The 22,452-nt window shown below is 73.6% G+C and carries 5 protein-coding genes; 4 read left to right on the top strand and 1 reads right to left on the bottom strand.

Going from position 1 to position 22,452, the window contains the following annotated elements; all coding sequences use genetic code 11:
* Window positions 1-20: 20 nt before the first annotated feature.
* Entirely contained in the window at window positions 21-1,583 is a 1,563-nt protein-coding gene (mhpA, locus tag FB454_RS31270) for a bifunctional 3-(3-hydroxy-phenyl)propionate/3-hydroxycinnamic acid hydroxylase MhpA (RefSeq protein ID WP_145755651.1), read from the top strand.
* 29 nt (window positions 1,584-1,612) lie between these two features.
* Entirely contained in the window at window positions 1,613-2,500 is an 888-nt protein-coding gene (locus FB454_RS31265) for a class I SAM-dependent methyltransferase (RefSeq protein WP_013285627.1), read from the top strand.
* A 67-nt stretch (window positions 2,501-2,567) separates the two neighbouring features.
* Here FB454_RS31265 and FB454_RS31260 read toward each other — a convergent pair whose 3' ends face one another.
* Window positions 2,568-3,329, bottom strand: a complete 762-nt coding sequence (locus FB454_RS31260) for a thioesterase II family protein (protein ID WP_013477282.1) — start codon at window positions 3,327-3,329, stop codon at window positions 2,568-2,570.
* A 289-nt stretch (window positions 3,330-3,618) separates the two neighbouring features.
* On the opposite strand from FB454_RS31260, the gene FB454_RS31255 reads away from it, so the two are divergent.
* Both FB454_RS31255 and FB454_RS31250 read left to right on the top strand, forming a co-directional pair.
* On the top strand, window positions 3,619-9,189 hold the full coding sequence (locus FB454_RS31255) for a type I polyketide synthase (RefSeq protein WP_486481622.1): 5,571 nt from the start codon (window positions 3,619-3,621) through the stop codon (window positions 9,187-9,189).
* Window positions 9,190-9,233: 44 nt separating this feature from the next.
* The coding region (locus FB454_RS31250) for a type I polyketide synthase (RefSeq protein ID WP_145824038.1) at window positions 9,234-22,452 on the top strand (13,219 nt) is incomplete at its 3' end.

Raw genomic sequence — 22,452 nt, 5'->3', positions numbered from 1 at the left:
CCCCCGAGGAACCGATACCGATGCTGACGACCGACGTCCTGATCGTGGGCTACGGCCCCGTCGGTGAGATGCTCACGATCCTGCTGGCGCAGCGAGGGCTCACCGTCACGGCGGTCGAGCGGTGGGCCACCCCGTACAACTTCCCCCGCGCGGTGTCGTACGACGGGGAGGCGAGCCGTGTCCTGGCCGCCGCCGGCGTCGCCGACCGCCTCGGCCCGGTGGTGGAGTCGTCGGGCGAGTACACCTTCAAGAACGGCTTCGGCCGGACCCTGCTGCACGTCAAGGTCACCGGCGACGGGCCGATGGGCTGGCCCGACTCGGTCTCCTTCTACCAGCCGGGACTGGAGGCGCTGCTCGCCGAGCGGGGCGCGGAGTTGCCGGGTGTCACGGTGCTGCGCCCGTACCAGGTGACGGGCCTGGTCGAGCACGACGACGGGGTCGAGGTGACCATCGCCGGCCCGGACGGCGAGGAGGTCCGCGCGGCCCGCTGGGTCATCGGCTGCGACGGGGCCAACAGCTTCGTGCGGGAGCACCTGGGCAGCGGCGTCACCGACTTCGGCTTCACGTACGACTGGCTGGTCTGCGACGTGGTCCCGCACGAGGCCCGCGAGTTCAAGCCGAACAACCTGCAGGTCTGCGACCCGGCGCGGCCCCGCACGGCCGTGTCGGCCGGCCCGGGACACCGGCGGTGGGAGTTCATGCGGGTGCCGGGGGAGAGCCGGGAGGAGTTCGAGAGCGCCGAGAGTGTGTGGCGGCTGCTCGGCCTCTTCGACATCACCCCGGACAACGCCACCCTGGAGCGGTACGGCGTCTACACCACCCAGGCATGCTCGGCCGAGCGCTGGCGTTCCGGGCGGATCCTGCTCGCCGGCGACGCGGCGCACGTGATGCCGCCGTTCATGGGGCAGGGGATGAGTTCGGGCTTCCGCGACGCCCTCAACCTCGCCTGGAAGCTCGACCTGGTGCACCGCGGCCTGGCCGACGAGGCTCTGCTGGACACCTACCAGGAGGAGCGCTGCGCGCACGTGCAGCACGCCATCCGGATGTCCATCGACTCGGGCACGGTGATCTGCGAGACCGACCGCGCCGCCGCGGCCGGCCGCGACGCCGCGATGCTCGCCGAGCTGCGCCGGCGTACCGCCCGCCCGCGCACCCGGTCCCTGCTGGAGCCCCTGTCCGGCGGGGTCCGGCACAGCGGCTGCGAGGCCGCCGGCGCCCCGATGCCGCAGGGTCGCGTCGAGGTCGACGGCCGCGCCGGGCTCTTCGACGAGGTCGTCGGCACCGGCTTCGTCCTGCTCTGCGCCGAGGACCCCGACGACCTGCTCGACGCCGACGCCCGGGCCTTCCTGGACGCGCTCGGCGCGCGGGTCGTCCGGATCGTTCCCGCCGGTGCGCCCGCACCCGGATCCGGCGCCGCGCCGACCGCTTTCGACCTCGACGACGTGTACCTGGCCCACCTCAAGCGGTACGACGCGGTGGCGGTCCTCGTCCGGCCCGACTTCTACGTCTTCGGCACCGCCGCCGACCCGGCCGCTGTGCCCGCGCTCGTCGAGGATCTGCGCCGGCAGATCCGGCGCGGCTGATCGGCATCCACCCACCGGAAGGAACCGACATGTTCGAGAACCTGAAGATCGCCGGCCGGGCGATCCGCACGGTCTTCACCGCCGACCCCATCACCCGGGTCCGGCGCTTCTACGAGATCCAGTCACCCGACGTGGAGTTCGCGGCCCGCCGTACCCACTACATGAACGTGGGCTACTGGTCCGACGGGGTCACCGACATCGACACGGCCGCCGACGCGCTGGCCGACAAGCTGGCCGACGCCGCCGGGCTCAAGCCGGACGACACCGTGCTCGACGTCGGCTTCGGCTACGGGGACCAGGACTTCAAGTGGCTGCGCGAGCGCCAGGTCGCCAAGGTGTACGGCCTGAACATCACCCCGCACCACGTCGAGGCGGCGCAGCGCCGGGCGCAGGAGGAGGGGCTCGCCGACCGGACCGACTTCCGGCTCGGCAGCGCCACCGAACTGCCCTTCGAGGACAACACCTTCGACCGGGTCGTCGCCCTGGAGTCCGCCTTCCACTTCTACCCGCGCAGCGCGTTCTTCGCCGAGGCGCTGCGGGTGCTGCGCCCGGGCGGCGTGCTCGCCACTGCCGACATCATCCCGGTCAGCGGCGACGTCGTCCGCGCGGCCATCCAGTCCGGCCCGCTGAGTTTCGTCAAGTTCAGCATTCCCAAGGAGAACTGGCACGACCGGGACACGTACCGGCAGGAGCTGGTCGAGGCCGGCTTCGCCAACCCGGAGGTCCGCTCGATCAAGGACCGGACGTGGGAGGGCTGGCGGGCGTACATGGCCGAGCGGACCAACGACCCCGCGTTCCGGGCCGTCGTCAAGCCGGCCGTCCGCAAGAGCATGGCGGCCCACTGGAAGAACCAGGACCTCATGAAGCGTGAGCTGGCGCAGCTCGACTACGTGATCGCGGTCGGCCACAAGCGGTGACAGCGCGTACCGAGGGGCCCGTCCACCGGTCGTGACGACCGGTGGACGGGCCCCCGTCGGCGTGAGATCAGACCGCCGGTGCCGCGCTCAGGGTTGCCGAGACGGCCCGCAGGATCGCCGGCTGGTGCTCGGCCAGGAAGAAGTGCCCGCCCGGGTAGACCTTCAGGTCGAACGCTCCAGTGGTGTGGTCCGACCACGCCCGAGCCTCGTCGACAGTCGTCTTCGGGTCGTCGTCGCCGGTGAGGACGGTGATCGGGCAGCTCAGCGGCGGCCCCGGCCGGTAGGTGTACCGCTCGGCGGCCCGGTAGTCGTTGCGGATCGCCGGCAACGCGGCGCGCAGCATCTCCGGGTCCCCGAGGACGGCGGAGTTGGTGCCGCTCAGCTTCCGGACGTCGGCCAGCAGCCCCTCGTCGTCGAGCAGGTGCACCGTCTCGTGCCGTGACTTCGACGGCGCCCGGCGCCCGGACGCGAACAGATGCGCGACGCTGCCGCCGTCCTGCTCGATGAGCCGGGCGAGTTCGAAGCCGAGGCTGGCCCCCATGCTGTGCCCGAAGATGGCCAGCGGCTCGTCCCGCCAGGGCCGCAGCACGGTGAACACCTCGCGCGCGAGGTCGTGGATGTCGCCGATGCACTTCTCGTGGCGCCGGTCCTGCCGCCCCGGGTACTGGATCGACAGCACCTCCACCGCGGGGGAGAGACCGCGGGACACCGGGAAGTAGAAGCTTGCCGACCCGCCGGCGTGGGGCAGGCACACCAGGCGCCTCGCGCCGCCCGGGGCGGGGTGGAAGCGTCGCACCCACAAGCCGTTGTCGGTTTCTGGCGTGGTCATCCTCTGGTGGTCCTTCCGGCGGCTGCGGTTGCCGACCGGATCGGGCGTGGACCCGGTCGAGGCGACGCTAGTGCGGCGGGTCGGGACCGGACACCCCTAGCTGGTCGGTTGCCTGGTTAGGGGTTGTCCGCGCTCGCGCGTAACCAATAACTTCTCCCGGCAGATGGGGATCTGCGTGGCTCTCGGCCGAGCGAGCCGAACGACAGATACAGGTGTCGCCTGAGAACTCTGCGCATTCGTACCGTCGCTTACGTCGAGTCTCCGCCGTGAATCGCGATGGGCTGGGATGATGGACACCGAAGAGAAGCTCCGGGAGTACCTCAAGAGAGTCACCGCCGACCTGCGGCGGACCCGGCAACGGCTCCGGGACGTCGAGGCCGACGCGCAGCAGCCCATCGCGATCGTCGGTATCGGCTGCCGGTTCCCCGGCGGGGTGCGCACGGCCGAGGAACTGTGGGACCTCGTCGCGTCCGGCGGTGACGCGATCGCCTCCTTCCCCACCGACCGTGGCTGGGACCTCAACGCGCTCTACGACCCGGAGCGGTCCCGGCCGGGCACCTCCTCGGTCCGCGAGGGCGGATTCGTGGCCGACGCCGCCGAGTTCGACTCCCGGCTGTTCGAGGTCTCGCCGCGTGAGGCGCTCGCCATGGACCCGCAGCAGCGGCTGCTGCTGGAGACCTCGTGGGAGGCCGTCGAGTCGGCGGGAATCGACCCCACCAGCCTGAAGAACGCCCGGGCCGGGGTCTTCGCCGGCATGACCCACAGCGGGTACGCGCATCCGCCGCAGACCCCGCCGGCGGGCGTGGAGGACTACCTCGGTCTCGGCAACGCGGGCAGCATCGCCTCGGGCCGGGTGGCGTATTCGTTCGGTTTCGAGGGTCCGGCGGTGACTGTGGACACGGCGTGTTCGTCGTCGCTGGTGGCGTTGCATCTGGCGGTGCAGGCGCTGCGGTCGGGGGAGTGCGATCTCGCTCTGGCCGGCGGCGTCACGGTCATGCCCACCCCTGCGGTGTTCATCGATTTCACCAGGCAGGGAAACCTGTCCCCGGTGGCCCGGTGCCGGGCGTTCGCCGACGCGGCGGACGGCACAGCGCTCGCCGAGGGTGTCGGGATGTTGTTGGTGCAGCGGTTGTCGGATGCGCGGCGTGAGGGGCGTCGGGTGTTGGCGGTGGTGCGGGGTTCGGCGGTGAATCAGGATGGTGCGTCGAATGGTTTGACGGCGCCGAATGGTCCGTCGCAGCAGCGGGTGATCCGGCAGGCGCTCGCCAACGCGGGTTTGTCGGCGGCCGATGTGGATGTGGTGGAGGCGCACGGTACGGGTACGACGTTGGGTGATCCGATCGAGGCGCAGGCGTTGTTGGCGACGTATGGGCAGGGTCGGGATGTGCCGTTGTTGCTGGGATCGGTGAAGTCGAACATCGGTCATACGCAGGCCGCCGCCGGGGTGGCAGGCATCATCAAGATGATTCTGGCGATGCGGCATGGGATGGTGCCGGCGTCTTTGCACGTGGATGCGCCGTCGTCGCATGTGGACTGGTCGTCGGGTGCGGTGGAGTTGGTGACGTCCTCGCGGCAGTGGCCGGGCGTGGAGCGTCCCCGGCGGGCGGGTGTGTCGTCGTTCGGTATTTCGGGGACGAACGCGCACGTGATCCTGGAGCAGCCGGAGGCTGAAGCCGGGGCCGACCTTGAGGGCGGGGTGGCGCCGGTCGGGTTGCCGGTGCCGTGGGTGGTGTCGGGTCGTTCGGAACGGGGTTTGTCGGGTCAGGCCGAGCGGTTGGCGTCGTTCGTGCGTGGTCGTGGTCTGTCGCTGTGGGATGTGTCGTGGTCGTTGGTGACGTCGCGGGCGGCGTTGGAGCATCGGGCGGTGGTGTGGGGTTCGTCGGTGGACGAGCTTGCCGTTGGTCTGTCGGCTGTTGCTGAGGGCGGGCCGGCGGTGTCGGGTGTGGTGTCGGTGGGTCGTCGGGCGGTGTTGTTCACGGGTCAGGGTTCGCAGCGTGTGGGTATGGGCCGGGAGCTGTACGAGACGTTCCCGGTGTTCGCGGCGTCGTTCGACGAGGTGTGCGCCTGTTTCGATGGTTTGTTGCCGCGTGCGTTGCGCGAGGTGGTGTTCGCGCAGGCGGGGTCGGATGAGGCTGCCCTGGTGGATCAGACCGTCTTTGCCCAGGCTGGTCTGTTCGCGGTCGAGGTGGCGTTGTGGGAGTTGTTGTCGTCGTGGGGTGTGCGGGCGGATTTTGTGGCGGGTCATTCGATCGGTGAGGTGACGGCCGCGTATGTGGCGGGGATGCTCTCCCTCGCGGATGCGTGTGTGCTGGTGGCGGCGCGGGGCCGGTTGATGCAGGCGTTGCCGGCTGGTGGGGTGATGGCGGCGGTGGGCGCGTCGGAGGAGGCTGTCGCCGAGCTGATCGGCGTGACCGGTGCGGGCGTGGATATCGCGGCGGTGAACGGTCCGGCGTCGGTGGTGGTGTCGGGTGCCGCTGGCGAGGTCGCTTCGGTGGTGGCGGCCTCGCGTGAGCGGGGTTGGCGGGTCAAGGAGTTGTCGGTCAGTCACGCGTTTCATTCGCGGTTGATGGATCCGATGTCGGATGAGTTCCGGTCGGTGGTGTCCGGGTTGGATTGGCGGGTGCCGCGGGTGCCGGTCGTGTCGAACGTGACGGGCGCGGTGGCGGAGGCGGACGAACTCACCGACCCGGGCTACTGGGTCCGGCACGTACGCCAGCCCGTGCGGTTCGCCGACGCGGTGCGCACGCTCCACCAGCAGGACGTCGTGCAGTTCCTCGAGATCGGCCCCGACGCCGTACTCACCGCCATGGCGCAGGACTGTGTGGAGGCGGCCGGCGACGTGCGGTACGTCGCCACGATGCGTGCCGGCCATTCCGAGGCCGACACGCTGCGCGCCGCCCTCGCCGAGTGGTACGTCACCGGCGGCCGCGTCGACTGGACCGGATACCTCACCGCCCTCGACGGGTCCGGCCCTGAGCGGGCGGCCGGGGCACGTCCCCGCACCATCGCCCTGCCCACGTACGCCTTCGACCATCAGCGCTACTGGCTCAACACCATTACGGGGGCTGAGTCGGCGCCCGGACTCGGCGTCCGCCCCGTCGACCACACGCTGCTCGACGCCGCCGTACGCGTGGCCGACGACGACGTACGGGTCTTCGGCACCGAACTCTCCGTACTGACACACCCGTGGCTCGCCGAACATGTCGTCTGGGACTCGGTGGTGGTGCCCGGCGCCGCCCTGGTCGAGATGGTCCTGCACGCGGGCGCGCAGGTCGGCTGCGACACCCTCGACGAGCTGACCCTCCAGGCCCCGCTGGCGCTCGCCGAGGACGGCACCAGGGCGGTGCAGGTGAAGCTGGGCGCGGTGGACGAGGACGGTCGCCGGACGGTCACCATCCACTCCCGAGCCGCCGCCGACCCGGACGGCGAGTGGGACCGTCACGCGGCGGGCATCCTCGCCCCGGCCGTACCGCAGCCCGACAGGTCCGATCCGGCGCCGTGGCCGCCCAGCGCCGCCACCGCCGTCGCGGTCGACGGCATCTACACCGAACTGTCCCGTCTGGGCGTCGAGTACGGTCCGCTCTTCCGTGGCCTGCGCGCCGTCTGGCGCACCGACGACGAGGTGTACGCCGAGGTGGCGGTGCCCGACGGCACCGAGGTCGCCGGCTTCGGCCTGCATCCCGCCCTGCTGGACGCGGCGCTGCACATCGTCGGTCTGCTCGACTCCGACGGGGAGGATGCCTACGGAGTACGCCTGCCCTTCGCCTGGACCGGCGTCACCCTCTCGGCGGTCGGCGCGACCGCGCTGCGGGTACGCGCCCGGCGCAGCGGCGGCGGCGTGACCCTGACCCTGACCGACCCGGCCGGCGCACCCGTCGCCCGGATAGACTCCCTGGTCTCTCGCCCCGTCACCGCCGACCAGGTGCGCGCCGGTGACTCCGCCGCCGACTCGCTGTACGCCGTCAGCTGGCAGAGCGTGCGGCCGGGCACCCCGGCGACCGTTCGGGTGGTGCTCCTCGGCGACGCACCGTCCGACCTGTCCGAGATCGCCAGGTACAGGCTCGCCGAGCTGGCGGAGGCGGTCGACTCCGGCCGGATCGACCCCGAACTGGTGCTGCTCGCCGCGTACGCCGACGACGAGCACGCCCCGGTCCCCGCCGCGACGCGCAGCCGGCTCACCGCAGTGCTGACCGCCGTCCAGGGCTGGCTCGCCGACGACCGGCTGGCGGCGCGGCGGCTGGTCGTGCTGACCCGCGGGGCCGTCTCCGCCGGCGACACCTGCCGTGCGGGCGACCTGCCCGGCGCGGCGGTCTGGGGCCTGCTGCGTTCGGCCCAGGCCGAGCACCCCGACCGCTTCGTGCTCGTGGACCTCGACGAGGCGCGGCAGCCGGAGTCCTGCACGGTGGACCTGGTGGCCCGTGCGGTCGCCACCGGCGAACCCCAACTGGCGGTCCGGGACGAGCAGGTGCTGACGCCCCGGCTCGCGCCAGCCGTCCTCGAACCGGTCCCGGCCGCCGTCCTCGACCCCGACGGGACGGTCCTGGTCACCGGAGCCACCGGCGCCCTCGGCGGTCTGCTGGCCCGGCACCTGGTCAGTACGCACAAGGTGCGCCATCTGCTGCTGGTCAGCCGCCGCGGAACCGACGCCCCCGGCGCCGCGGAGCTGCTCGCCGAGCTGACCGCGCTGGGTGCGCAGGCCCGCCTGGTCGCCGCCGATGTGGCGGACCGGGACCGCCTGGCCGCGGTGCTGGACGACGTTCCCGCCGAGCACCCGCTCACCGGCGTGGTGCACGCCGCCGGCGTCCTCGACGACGCGGTGATCTCGGCGCTGACCCCCGGCCGGCTGTCAGCCGTCCTCTCCGCCAAGGCCGACGCCGCCTGGCACCTGCACGAGCTGACCCGATCGCGGCCGCTGGCGATGTTCGTCCTCTTCTCGTCGGTCGCCGGCGTCCTCGGCGGCCCCGGGCAGGGCAACTACGCCGCCGCGAACGCGTTCCTCGACGGCCTCGCCGGGCACCGGCACGCCTCCGGCCTCGCCGCCACGTCCCTGGCCTGGGGCCTCTGGGCCGCGGACAGCGGGATGACGGGCGCACTCGACGCCGCCCAGCGGCAGCGGATGAGCCGCAACGGCCTCAGCCCACTCGACACCGGCCAGGCGCTGCGCCTCTTCGACGCCGGCCTGCACGGTGGACGCCCTCACCTGGTGCCGGCGCTGCTCGACCTCGCCGCGCTGCGCCGCCAGGCCGACGCCGGCCAGCTCCCGGCGCCGCTGCGCGGCCTGGTCCGGGCCCGGCGACGCGTCGTCGAGGGCGGTGGCGACGGCGGTCCGTCCTTCGCGCAGCGCCTCGCCGGCACGCCCGAGGCGGAACGCGGCCGGCTGGTGGAGGAACTGGTCAAGGCGCAGGTCATCGAGGTGCTCGGCTACCCGCCGGCCACCGTCGTACCGTCCGGGCAGACGTTCACCGGCCTCGGCTTCGACTCGCTGACGGCCGTGGAGCTGCGCAATCGGCTGACCGCCCTCACCGGCATCCGGCTGCCGGCGAGCCTGATCTTCGACTGCCCCACGCCCGCCGCCCTCGCCGACTTCTTGCTGGTCGACGCCGTCCCGCCGGAGCCCGAACCGGGCCTGCTCGCCGAGCTGGACCGGCTGGAGGCCGCATTCGCCGCGACCGCGCCGGAAGAGCTGGAGCGGCTGGCCGCCGACGACGAGACGCGTACCGCCGTGGCGGTCCGCCTCCGGACGCTGGTCACCCGGTGGAGCGACGCCACCGCCCGGCCCGACGACGTCAGCCAGGCCCTCGATGACGCCTCGGACGACGAGCTGTTCGACTTCATCGATCAGAAGTTCGGCCGATCCTGAGCACGAGTCCGCCGCTTGCCCCTTAGCGACAGGTGATCAACCCGATGGCGAACGAAGCCAAGCTCCGCGAGTACCTCAAGCGCGTCACCGCTGACCTGCACGAGACCAGCGAACGCCTGCGGGCAGTCGACGAGCAGAATCACGAGCCGATCGCGATCGTGGGGATGGGCTGCCGCTACCCGGGCGGGGTGCGGACTCCGGAGGCGCTGTGGCGGCTGGTCGAGTCCGGCGTCGACGCCGTCACACCCTTCCCGGCGGACCGGGGCTGGGACGTGGAGAACCTCTACGACCCCGACCCGGACGCGCACGGCAAGTCGTACACCCGCGAGGGCGGATTCCTGCACGACGCCGGCGAGTTCGACGGCGGGTTCTTCGGCATCTCGCCCCGCGAGGCGCTGGCCATGGACCCGCAGCAGCGCCTCCTGCTGGAGGTCGCCTGGGAGACGGTCGAGCGGGCCGGCCTCGCCGTGGACTCGCTCAAGGGCAGCCGCACCGGCGTCTTCACCGGCGTCATGTACCACGACTACGTCTCCCGGCTCAACGGCGTACCGCAGGAGGTGGAGGCGTTCGTCGGCACGGGCAACCACGGCAGCGTCGTCTCCGGCCGGATCTCGTACACCTTCGGGTTCGAGGGCCCGGCCGTCACCGTCGACACCGCCTGCTCGTCCTCACTGGTGGCGCTGCACCTCGCCGTGCAGGCGCTGCGCTCCGGCGAGTGCATTCTCGCGTTGGCCGGCGGCGTCACCGTCATGTCCAGCCCCGACACGTTCATCGGCTTCAGCCGGCAGCGCGGCCTGTCCCCGGACGGGCGGTGCAAGTCCTTTGCGGCCACCGCCGACGGCACCGGCTGGAGCGAGGGTGCCGGGCTGCTGCTGCTGGAGCGGCTCTCCGACGCCCAGCGCAACGGCCACCGGGTGCTCGCCGTGGTGCGCGGCAGCGCGGTCAACCAGGACGGCGCGTCCAACGGCCTCACCGCGCCGCACGGCCCGTCGCAGCAACGCGTGATCCGCCAGGCCCTCGCCAACGCCCGGCTCGCCCCGGCTGACGTGGACGCCGTCGAGGCCCACGGTACCGGCACCCGCCTCGGCGACCCCATCGAGGCGCAGGCCCTGCTCGCCACGTACGGCCGGGACCGGGCCGACGACCAGCCCCTGTGGCTCGGATCGATCAAGTCGAACCTCGGGCACACCCAGGCCGCCGCCGGCGTCGCCGGCGTCATCAAGATGGTCATGGCGATGCGTCACGGCGTCCTGCCGCGCACCCTGCACGTCGACGAGCCGTCCCCGCACGTCGACTGGTCGGCCGGCGCGGTGAGCCTGCTCCGCGAGCCGCGCCCGTGGCCGAGCGCGACGAGGCCCATGCGCGCCGGCGTCTCCTCGTTCGGCGTCAGTGGCACCAACGCCCACGTCATCGTCGAGGCCGCCCCGCCCGCGCCGCAGCCGGCCACCGACGCCGTCACCGGCCCCGACCCGCTGCCGTGGGTCGTCTCCGCGCGCAGCGCCGCAGCGCTCGGTGCCCAGGCCGACCGGCTGCGCTCCTGGCTCGCCGAGCACCCCGATGCCACGCCGGCCGCCGTGGGCCGGACCCTGGCCACCGGCCGGTCCGTCCTGGAACACCGGGCCGTGCTGCTCGGTGCCGACCGGGACGAGCTGCTCGCCGGGCTCGGCGCGCTGGCCGACGGGATCCCGGCGGCGTCCGTGCGGCGCGGGGTCGCCGGCCCCACCCGCGTCGCGGTGCTCTGCACCGGCCAGGGCGCCCAGCGCGTCGGCATGGGCCAGCGGTTGTACGCCGCCTTCCCGGCCTTCGCCGAGGCCTTCGACGCCGCCTGCGCAGAGCTGGACAAGCACCTCGACCGGCCGCTGCGCGGCGTGCTCGACGGCCCCGCCGACGTTCTCGACCGCACCGGGTACGCCCAGGCGGCGCTCTTCGCCGTCGAGGTCGCCGCCTACCGGCTCGTCGAGTCCTGGGGTGTCGTGCCGGACTTCGTGGCCGGGCACTCGGTCGGCGAGGTGGCCGCCGCGCACATCGCCGGCGTCCTGTCGCTGCCCGACGCCGCCCGCCTGGTGGCCGCCCGGGGCACCCTGATGCAGGCGCTGCCCACCGGTGGCGCCATGGTGTCGATCCGTGCCACCGAGGCGGAGGTGCACGCGCACCTGGCCACCGTCGCCGGGACGGCCGGCGCCCGGCTGGCCGCCGTCAACGGCCCGGAGTCCGTCGTCGTCTCCGGCGACGAGGACGCCGTGCTGGCGGTCGCCGCGCACTTCGCGGCCCTCGGCCGCAGCACCAGGCGGCTGCGGGTCAGCCACGCGTTCCACTCCGCCCGCATGGACCCGATGCTCGACGCGTTCGGCGACGTGCTCGGGCAACTGGCCTTCGCCGCGCCCCGCATCCCCGTGGTCTCCACAGTGACCGGAGCGGTGCTCGACCCCGAAGAGGTGTGCTCCCCGGCGTACTGGCTGCGCAACGTCCGCGACACGGTCCGCTTCGACGCCGCCGTGACCACCCTGCGTGAGCTGGGTGTGGGCGCGTACGTCGAGGTGGGACCGGGCGGGGTGCTCTGCGCGCTCACCCAGGAGATCGTCGGCGCGGACCAGGCGGTCTGCGTCCCCGTGCTGCGCGCCGAGCACGACGAGGCGACGAGCGCCCTGGCCGCCGCGGCCACCCTGTGGACCCGGGGCGTGCCGGTGAACTGGGCGCCCCTGTTCGCCGGCCCGCCCGTGCCGGTCGACCTGCCCACGTACGCGTTCCAGCGCGAACGCTACTGGCTGCTGCCCCTGCCGCAGCCCGCCGACGTGACCGCCGCCGGGCTGACCCCGACCGGCCACCCGCTGCTCGGCGCGGTGTTCCGCTCGGCCGACGGCGACGAGGTGACGCTCACCGGCAGGTTGTCCGTGGAGACCCAGCCCTGGCTGGCCGACCACGCCCTGCGCGACGTCGTGCTCCTGCCCGGCACCGGGTTCGTGGAGCTGGCGCTGCAGGCCGGCGCGGAGGTCGGCGCCGAACGGCTCGCCGAGCTGACCCTCCAGGCGCCGCTGGTGCTGCCCGAGACCGGCGGCGTCGACGTGCAGGTCGCCGCCGAACGCGCCGGTGGCGGAGCGTGGCAGCTCACCGTCCACGCCCGCCGCGCCGGCACCGACGACATCTGGGTGCGACACGCCACCGGCCTGCTCACCCCGGAGCCGGATGAGGACACCGGCACACCGGCGCAGTGGCCGCCGAGCGACGCCACCTCCCTGGACGTGTCGGAACTGACCGGGCGGGCGGCCCGGGCCGGGTTCGCGTACGGCCCGGCCTTCTCCGGGCTGCGCGCCGCCTGGCGGGTCGGCACCGACGTGTACGCCGAGGTGGCGCTGCCCGACCCGGAGGCCGGCGACGCCGGTGGGTACGGGCTGCACCCGGCGCTGCTCGACGCCGCCGTGCAGGCGGTCGGGCTCGGCATCGTCGACCCCGGCGAGGCCCGGATGCCGTTCGCCTGGTCCGACGTGACCCTGTCCGCCCACGGTGCCGACACGCTGCGGGTACGGCTGACCCCCACCGGTGCGGACACGGTGTCCATGCTGGTCGCCGACGCGACCGGTGCGCCCGTCGCCCGGATCGGCTCCCTGGTGCTGCGGCCCCTGCCGGCGGGGGAGCTCACCGCCGGCGGATCCCCGTGGCGCCGCGCGCTGTTCCGCCTCGACTGGCCCCGGCACGCCGGCGGCGTGGGCGCGCCCGACCGCACGACCTGGGCGGTGCTCGGCGACCGCCCGGCGCCGCTGCCGGCCGGCGTGACCGCCGACCGGCACGCCGACCTCGCCGCGCTCTGCGACGCGGGGGTGCCCGACGTCGTGCTGTACCAGGCGGCCGGCGCTGCCGCGACCGGCCCCGGCCCGGTCCACGACCTGCTCGCCGAGGTCCTCGCCGTGCTCCAGGGCTGGCTCGCCGCCGAGCGCCACACCGGCGGATCCCGGCTGGTGGTCCTCACCCGCGGCGCCGTCGCCGTGGACGCCGACGCCGACGTGGCCGACCTGGCCGGCGCCGCCGTGTGGGGCCTGCTCCGGTCCGCCCAGGCCGAACACCCCGGCCGGTTCCTCGTCGTCGACCTCGACGACGAGGAGAGTTCCGCCTCCGCCCTCGCCGGCCTGCTGTCGGCCGACGAGCCGCAAGCGGCGGTGCGCGACGGCGTGGTCCGGGTGCCCCGGCTCGTCGCCGCCCCGGAACCCGACGCGCCGGCGCCGGCGCTGGACCCGGACGGCACGGTGCTGGTCACCGGCGGCACCGGTGCCCTGGGCGCGCTCGTCGCCCGCCACCTCGTCACCCGGCACGGGGTCCGCCACCTGGTGCTGACCAACAGGCGCGGGCCCGCCGCGGCCGGCGCCGCCGACCTGCTCGCCGACCTCGCCGACCTGGGCGCCACCGCGACGGTCGAGGCGTGCGACGCCGCCGACCCCGACGCCCTCGCCGCGCTGCTGGACCGGATCGACCCCGCGCACCCGCTCACCGGCGTGGTGCACACCGCGGGCGTGCTGGCCGACCGCACCCTGACCTCGCTCACCGCCGAGTCCCTCGACGAGGTGCTCCGGCCGAAGGTGGACGCCGCCGCGCACCTGCACGACCTGACCGCCGGCAGCCGCCTCGCGCTCTTCGTCACGTACTCCTCGGCGGCGGGCGTGACCGGCAGCCCCGGCCAGGCCAACTACGCGGCGGCCAACGCCTTCCTGGACGCGCTCGCGCACCGGCGGCGGGCCGCGGGCCTCCCCGCGCACTCGCTGGCCTGGGGACCGTGGGCCGAGTCGGGCGGCGGCATGACAGCCGGCCTCGACCGGGCCGACACCGACCGGCTGGCCCGCGCGGGCGTACGGCCGCTTCCCCAGGAGGACGGCCTCGCCCTGCTCGACGCCGCGCTGCTCACCGGCCTGCCCGCGACGGTGCCGATGGTGCTGGACGGGCCGGCGCTGCGCGCCCAGGCCGAGGCCGGCACCCTGCCGTCGGTCCTGCGCGGCCTGGTCCGCGCGCCCCGGCGCCGCGCCGCGCGCTCCGGCCCGGCGGAGACCGCCGCGCTGACCGAGCGGCTCGCGGGTCTCGACCGCGAGGAGCGCGCCGCGGCCCTGCTGCGGCTCGTCCTCGACCAGGTCGCGGCGGTCCTGGGGTACGCCGACGCCGCCGCCGTCGAGGCCGGACGCCCGTTCACCGAGCTGGGCTTCGACTCGCTGACCGCCGTCGAACTGCGCAACCGCCTGGGTGCAGTCACCGGCCTGCGCCTGCCCGCGACCCTGGTCTTCGACCACCCGACCCCGCTCGCCCTCGCCGACCACCTGGACGCCGAGACCGGAACCGGGGCCGACGCCCAGGCGACCCCGGTCGCCGCCGTCGCGGCGCTCGACGAGCCGATCGCGATCGTCGGCATGAGCTGCCGCTACCCCGGCGGCGTGCGCAGCCCCGAGCAGTTGTGGGACCTCCTCGTCTCTGGTGGCGACGGCATCACCGGCTTCCCCGCCGACCGGGGCTGGGACGTCGCCGACCTGTACGACCCGTCCGGCGCGCGCCGGGGCAGCAGCTACGCTCGCGAGGGCGGCTTCCTGGCCGACGCCGGCGACTTCGACGCCACCCTGTTCAAGATCTCGCCGCACGAGGCGCTCGCCATGGACCCGCAGCAGCGGCTGCTGCTGGAGACCGCGTGGGAGGCCATCGAGGACGCCCGGATCGACCCGCTCGCCCTGCGGGGCCGCCCTGTCGGCGTGTTCGCCGGCATGATGTACCACAACCACGCCGCCGGGCTGGCCGACGTCCCGGAGGCCCTCGACGGCTACCTCGGCGTCGGCACCGCCAGCAGCGTGTTGTCGGGCCGGGTGGCGTACTCGTTCGGGTTCGAGGGTCCGGCGGTGACTGTGGACACGGCGTGTTCGTCGTCGCTTGTGGCGTTGCATCTGGCGGTGCAGGCGCTGCGGTCGGGCGAGTGCGACCTCGCGCTGGCCGGCGGCGTCACCGTGATGGCGACGCCCGAGACGTTCATCGACTTCTCCCGCCAGCGGGGCATGGCCCCCGACGGCCGGTGCAAGTCGTTCTCCGACGCGGCGGACGGCACGGGCTGGTCCGAGGGCGTCGGCGTGCTGCTGGTGCAGCGGCTGTCGGACGCGCGGCGCGACGGGCGCCGGGTCCTCGCGGTCGTGCGGGGCACGGCCGTCAACCAGGACGGCGCGTCGAACGGGTTGACGGCGCCGAACGGCCCCTCGCAGCAGCGGGTGATCCGCCAGGCCCTCGCGAACGCCCGGCTGGGCGTCGCCGACGTCGACGTCGTGGAGGCGCACGGCACGGGCACGACGCTGGGCGACCCCATCGAGGCCCAGGCGCTGCTCGCCACGTACGGGCAGGACCGCGACGACCGGGACGCGCTGCTGCTGGGGTCGGTGAAGTCGAACATCGGCCACACGCAGGCCGCCGCCGGGGTGGCGGGCGTCATCAAGATGGTCTTGGCAATGCGGTACGGGACCGTGCCGGCGACGCTGCACGTGGACGAGCCCTCGTCGCATGTGGACTGGTCGTCGGGTGCGGTGGAGCTGGTGACCCAGGCGCGCGAGTGGCCGGGTGCGGGCCGCGCACGCAGGGCTGCCGTGTCGTCGTTCGGCATCTCCGGCACGAACGCCCACGTGATCATCGAACAGGCGGAGCCGGAGCACGCCGCGGCGTCTGCCGCGCCCGTCGGGTTGCCGGTGCCGTGGATGCTGTCGGGGCGCTCCGAGCGGGGTCTGGCGGGTCAGGCGGCGCGGTTGGCGTCGTTCGTGCGGGATCGGTCCGGCCTTGCGGTGGCGGACGTGTCGTGGTCGTTGGCGACGACCCGGGCTGCGTTGGAGCATCGGGCGGTGGTGTGGGGTTCGTCGGTGGACGAGTTGGTTGCTGGTCTGTCGGCGGTGGCCGAGGGTCGGTTGTCGGGTGTGGTGTCGGCGGGTCGTCGGGCGGTGTTGTTCACGGGTCAGGGTTCGCAGCGTGTGGGCATGGGCCGGGAGCTGTACGACGCGTTTCCGGTGTTCGCGGCGTCGTTCGACGAGGTGTGCGCCCGTTTCGATGGCTTGTTGCCGCGTGCGTTGCGCGACGTGGTGTTCGCGGAGACGGGTTCGGAGACTGCGGCTCTGTTGGATCAGACCGTGTTCGCGCAGGCGGGCCTGTTCGCGGTCGAGGTGGCGTTGTGGGAGTTGTTGTCGTCGTGGGGTGTGCGGGCGGATTTCCTGGCGGGTCATTCGATCGGTGAGGTGACGGCCGCGTACGTGTCCGGGGTGTTGTCGTTGGCTGATGCGTGCACTTTGGTGGCGGCGCGGGGCCGGTTGATGCAGGCGCTGCCGGCCGGTGGGGTGATGGCGGCGGTGGGTGCGCCCGAGTCCGCGGTGCGGGGGATCATCGATGCTGCGGAAGCGGCGGTCGACGTCGCGGCGGTGAACGGTCCGGCGTCGGTGGTGGTGTCGGGTGCCGTCGGCGAGGTGACCTCGGTGGTGGCGACCGCTCGCGAGCGGGGTAGGCGGGTCAAGGAACTGTCGGTCAGTCACGCGTTCCACTCCCGCCTGATGGAGCCGATGCTGGAAGAGTTCCGGTCGGTGGTGGCGGGGCTCGACTGGCGGGTGCCGCGCGTCGCGGTGGTATCGAACGTGACGGGTTCCGTGGCGGACCCGTTGGAGCTGGTGGATCCGGAGTACTGGGTGCGGCACGTGCGGCAGCCGGTGCGCTTCGCCGACGGTGTGGCGGCGTTGCGGGCACAGGGGGTGGACACCTTCCTGGAGATCGGCCCGGACGCGACGTTGACGGCGATGGTGGCGGAGATCGTCGCGGATGCGGGGGTGCGGCGGGTTCCGGCGTCGCGGCGGGACCAGTCGGAGCTCGCTGCGGTGACGGCGGCCTTGGGGCAGTTGTGGGTGGCGGGTGTGCCGGTCGACTGGGCCGCCTACCACGGTCAGACCGGCGCCCGGCCGGGCGTGGTCGACCTGCCCACGTACGCCTTCGACCATCGACGTTACTGGATCAATGCCGCGACGCGGTCCTACCGTCCCCCCGCCGCCCGGCGTACCGCCGCCGACGAGGACTTCTGGCGGGCGATCGAGGCGGAGGACCTGACGACCCTCGCCGAGAGCCTGGCCGTCGACGCCGACGCCCCGCTCGCGGACGTGCTGCCGGCGCTGTCCACCTGGAGACGCCGCCGGGACGCCGAGGCGGCCCTCGACTCCTGGCGCTACCGGGTGGCCTGGCAGCCGCTCACGGACGACGCCGCCCGCGCCGAGGCGACCGACTTCCTGCTCGTCGTACCGGCCGACGCCGACGCGGCCGTGACGGACTGGGCCGCCGCCCTCGGCGCCGCCGGCGGGCGGATCGTCGAGGTCGACGCCACGTGCGACCGCAAGCGCCTCGCCCACGACCTCGCCGAGGCGTCGACCGGCCGCGACGGGGACGTGCTGCCCGTACTCTCCCTGCTGGCCCTCGACACCCAGCCGTACGCCGGGGCCGCCTCCGTGCCGACGGGCCTCGCCGGCACGGTCGCGCTCGCGCAGGCGCTCGGCGACGCCGGGATCACCGCCCGGCTCTGGATCGCCACCCGCGGCGCGGTCTCCGTCGGATCCCGCGACCGGCACGTCGACCCCGTGCAGGCCATGGCGTGGGGCTTCGGCAGCGTGCTGCGCGCCGAGCACCCGCACCGGTGGGGCGGGCTCGTCGACCTCCCCGAGCAGCCCGACCAGGGCGTCGTGCGCATGCTCCGGACGCTGATCGCCGGCACCGGCCAGGAGGACGAGATCGCCCTGCGCGGCACCGGCGGCCACGCCCGCCGGCTCGTTCGTGCGACGTACGGCGACACCGGTGCGCGCGGTTCCTGGACGCCGCGCGGCACGGTGCTGATCACCGGCGGCACCGGGGCACTCGGGGGACACGTCGCCCGCGCGCTGGCCGCCGAAGGAGCCGAACACCTCCTTCTGGTCAGCCGGCGGGGTGGCGAGGCGCCCGGCGCGACCGCCCTCGCCGAGGAACTCGCCGGGCTCGGCACCCGGGTCACCCTCGCGTCCTGCGACGTGGCCGACCGGGCCGCGCTCGCGACGCTGCTCGACTCGATCCCCGCCGAGCTTCCGCTGAGCGCGGTCGTGCACACCGCCGCGGCCCTCGACGACAACGTCGTCGACGCCGTGAGTGTCGACCAGCTGGCCACCGCCCTGCGGGCGAAGGTCGACGCCGCGCGCAACCTGGACGAGCTGACCCGGGGCAGCGACCTCTCCGCCTTCGTCCTCTTCTCCTCCCTCGCCGGCCTGATGGGCGCCGCCGGCCAGGCCACGTATGCGCCGGGCAACGCGTTCCTCGACGCCCTGGCGCAGCGCCGCCGCGCCGAGGGGCTGTCGGCGACCTCGCTCGCCTGGGGCCTGTGGGCCGACGGCGGGGTGAGCGCGGGCGACTTCGAACAGCGGCTCAGCCGCACCGGTTTCGGCGCGATGGCGCCGGAGACAGCCGTGCGCGCCTTCAGCCGGGCGCTGGACCGCGACGAGACGTACCTCGTCGTGGCCGACATCGACTGGGCCCGGGTGGCCGTCACCGGTCCTCGGCGCGCCCACCCGCTGGTCCGCGACCTGCTGGCCGAGGCCGGCGCGGCGGTGCCCGCCGACGCCCCAGTGCCGGCGGCCGACCTGCGCCTCCGCCTGGCGGGGATGTCCGGTGCGGAGCAGCTGCGCGCCCTCGGCGAACTCGTGCGTGCCGAGGTCGCGGCCGTGCTCGGCCACGAGTCCGCCGAGCGGGTGGCGCCGGACCGGGCGTTCCAGGACCTCGGCTTCACCTCGCTGGCAGCCGTCGAGCTGCGCAACCGGCTCGACGCGGCGACCGGCCTCGCGCTGCCGACCACGCTCGCCTTCGACTACCCGAACTCCACCGCCCTGGCCGGCCACATCCACGCCGAGCTGCTCGGCGGGCAGGCGCTGCCCGTCCCCGCCGCCACCGGCCCCGTCGTGGGCGACGACCCGATCGTCATCGTCGGCATGGGCTGCCGATTCCCGGCCGGAGCCGAATCCCCGGAAGGGCTCTGGGACCTGCTGACGGCCGGTGCCGACGCGATGTCGGACTTCCCGGCCAACCGGCACTGGGACCTGGAGTCGCTGGCCGGCACCGACTCCTACGTCTCGCGCGGGGCGTTCCTGGCCGACGCGGGCGGCTTCGACGCGGAGTTCTTCGGCATCTCGCCGCGGGAGGCCCTCGCCATGGACCCGCAGCAGCGGCTGCTGCTGGAGGTCTCCTGGGAGGCGTTCGAAGACGCCCGGATCGAACCCCTCGCGCTGCGCGGCAGCCGCGTCGGGGTGTTCGCCGGCACCAACGGCCAGGACTACGAGACCGTCGTACGCCAGGCCGGGGAGGCGCTCGCCGGATTCGGCGCGACCGGCGCCTCCGCGAGCGTGTTGTCGGGCCGGGTGGCGTACTCGTTCGGCTTCGAGGGGCCGGCGGTGACTGTGGACACGGCGTGTTCGTCGTCGCTGGTGGCGTTGCACCTGGCGGTGCAGGCGCTGCGGTCGGGCGAGTGCGACCTCGCGCTGGCCGGCGGCGTCACCGTGATGTCCACCCCGGGTGCCTTCATCGAGTTCTCCCGCCAGGGCGGGCTGTCGGCGGACGGCCGCTGCAAGGCCTTCGCCGAGTCTGCGGACGGCACCGCGTGGGGCGAAGGCGTCGGGGTGCTCGTGGTGCAGCGGCTGTCGGATGCGCAACGTGACGGGCGTCGGGTGTTGGCGGTGGTGCGGGGCACGGCGGTGAATCAGGACGGTGCGTCGAATGGTTTGACGGCGCCGAACGGTCCGTCGCAGCAGCGGGTGATCCGGCAGGCGCTCGCCAACGCGGGTTTGGGTGTGGCGGACGTCGACGTGGTGGAGGCGCACGGTACGGGTACGTCGTTGGGTGATCCGATCGAGGCGCAGGCGTTGTTGGCGACGTATGGGCAGGGTCGGGATGTGCCGTTGTTGTTGGGGTCGGTGAAGTCGAACATCGGTCATACGCAGGCGGCTGCGGGGGTGGCCGGGATCATCAAGATGGTCTTGGCGATGCGGTATGGGGTGGTGCCGGCGTCTTTGCACGTGGATGTGCCGTCGTCGCATGTGGACTGGTCGTCGGGTGCGGTGGAGTTGGTGACCGAGTCGCGGCAGTGGCCGGGTGTTGGCCGGGCTCGGCGGGCGGGTGTGTCGTCGTTCGGTATCTCGGGGACGAACGCGCACGTGATTCTGGAGCAGCCGGAGCCCGAGGCCGTCCCCGAGGTCGCGGCGGAGCCGGAGTCTGCCCCGGCGTCTGCCGGGGGCGCTTCCGTGGCTTTGCCGGTGCCGTGGGTGGTGTCGGGTCGTTCGGAGCGGGGTCTGGTGGGTCAGGCGGCGCGGTTGGCGTCGTTCGTGCGTGGTCGTGGTCTGTCGCCGGTGGATGTGTCGTGGTCGTTGGTGACGTCGCGGGCTGCGTTGGAGCATCGGGCGGTGGTGTGGGGTTCGTCGGTGGACGAGTTGGTTGCTGGTCTGTCGGCTGTTGCTGAGGGCGGGTCGGCGGTGTCGGGTGTGGTGTCGGTGGGTCGTCGGGCGGTGTTGTTCACGGGTCAGGGTTCGCAGCGTGCGGGTATGGGCCGGGAGCTGTACGAGACGTTCCCGGTGTTCGCGTCGGCGTTCGACGAGGTGTGCGTCCGGTTCGATGGTGTGTTGCCGTGTGCGTTGCGGGATGTGGTGTTCGCGCAGGCGGGGTCGGATGAGGCTGCCCTGGTGGATCAGACCGTCTTTGCCCAGGCTGGTCTGTTTGCGGTCGAGGTGGCGTTGTGGGAGTTGCTGTCGTCGTGGGGTGTGCGGGCGGATTTCCTGGCGGGTCATTCGATCGGTGAGGTGACGGCGGCGTACGTGTCCGGGATGTTGTCGCTGTCGGATGCGTGCACGTTGGTGGCGGCGCGGGGTCGGTTGATGCAGGCGTTGCCGGCTGGTGGGGTGATGGCGGCGGTCGGCGCGTCGGAGGAGGCTGTCGCCGAGCTGATCGGTGCGTCGGGTGCGGCGGTGGACGTGGCGGCGGTGAACGGTCCGGCGTCGGTGGTGGTGTCGGGTGCCGCCGATGAGGTTGCGGTGGTGGTGGGGACTTCTCGCGAGCGGGGTTGGCGGGTCAAGGAACTGGCGGTCAGTCACGCGTTCCACTCCCGCCTGATGGAGCCGATGTTGGAAGAGTTCGCGTCGGTGGTGGCGGGGCTGGACTGGCGGGTGCCGCGGGTGCCGATCGTGTCGAACGTGACCGGCGCGGTCGCGGAGCCGCTGGAGTTGGTTGACCCGGAGTACTGGGTGCGGCATGTGCGGCAGCCTGTGCGGTTCGCCGATGGGGTGGCTGCTCTGCGGGGGCAGGGCGTGGACACGTTCCTGGAGATCGGCCCGGATGCGACGTTGACGGCGATGGTGGCGGAGATCGTCGGGGACGCGGGTGTGCGGCGTGTTGCGGTGTCGCGGCGGGATCAGCCGGAGGTCGGGACGCTGACGTCGGCGCTGGGGCAGTTGTGGGTGGCGGGTGTGCCGGTGGACTGGGCGGCGTACCACGGCCAGGCCGGTGCCCGGCCGGGCGTGGTCGACCTGCCCACGTACGCCTTCGACCACACCTGGTACTGGCCCGAGGCGGCGCCCGTGGCCCGCCGGGACGCGCACGGCGAAGCTCTCGACGGGCGGTTCTGGGCGGCCGTGGAGTCCGGCGACCCCGACCTGGTCGGCGGCGAGCTGGGCGTCGGCGCGGACGAACCGTTCAGCGCGGTCCTGCCGAAGCTCGCGCAGTGGCGGCGGGCCGCACAGCAGCGGTCGACTGTGGACTCCTGGCGCTACCGCGTGGTCTGGCGGCGCCAGGACGTGACCGGGAACGAGAACCTGACCGGCTCCTGGCTGGTGCTGATGGTCCCCGGCCAGGAGGACCACCCGTTGCTGGCCGAGCTGGCGGAGCGGGGTGCCGAGATGATCCCCGTGGTGCTGGACGAGCTGGACCGGGACGGGATCGCGCGTCGGCTGTCCGCCGCCTCGGCGGCCGCAGGACCGGTCGCCGGGATGATCTCGCTGATGTCGCTGGCCGGCGCCGGTGTCGTCGATGCACTGGCGGTCGCCCAGGCGCTTGCAATCACCGAGGTCGAGGGTCGGCTGTGGTGGTTGACCAGCGGTGCCGTCTCCGTGGACGACTCCGAGCCTCTGACCGACCTGGACGGTGGTGCGGTGTGGGGTTTGGGTCGGGTGGTGGGTTTGGAGGTGCCGTTGCGGTGGGGTGGTTTGGTGGATTTGCCGGGTGTGTTGGGTGGGGGTGTGT

The organism is Micromonospora sp. CNZ297, from assembly GCF_007827625.1.
The sequence above is the reverse complement of the archived record's forward strand: the minus strand, read 5'-3'. Positions and strand labels throughout refer to the sequence as shown.

Excerpts from the sequence above, each read along its gene's own strand:
- FB454_RS31265 (WP_013285627.1), top strand. The coding sequence starts at position 1,613 with ATGTTCGAGAACCTGAAGATCGCCGGCCGGGCGATCCGCACGGTCTTC.
- FB454_RS31260 (WP_013477282.1), bottom strand. The coding sequence starts at position 3,329 with ATGACCACGCCAGAAACCGACAACGGCTTGTGGGTGCGACGCTTCCAC.
- mhpA (WP_145755651.1), top strand. The coding sequence starts at position 21 with ATGCTGACGACCGACGTCCTGATCGTGGGCTACGGCCCCGTCGGTGAG.
- FB454_RS31255 (WP_486481622.1), top strand. The coding sequence starts at position 3,619 with ATGGACACCGAAGAGAAGCTCCGGGAGTACCTCAAGAGAGTCACCGCC.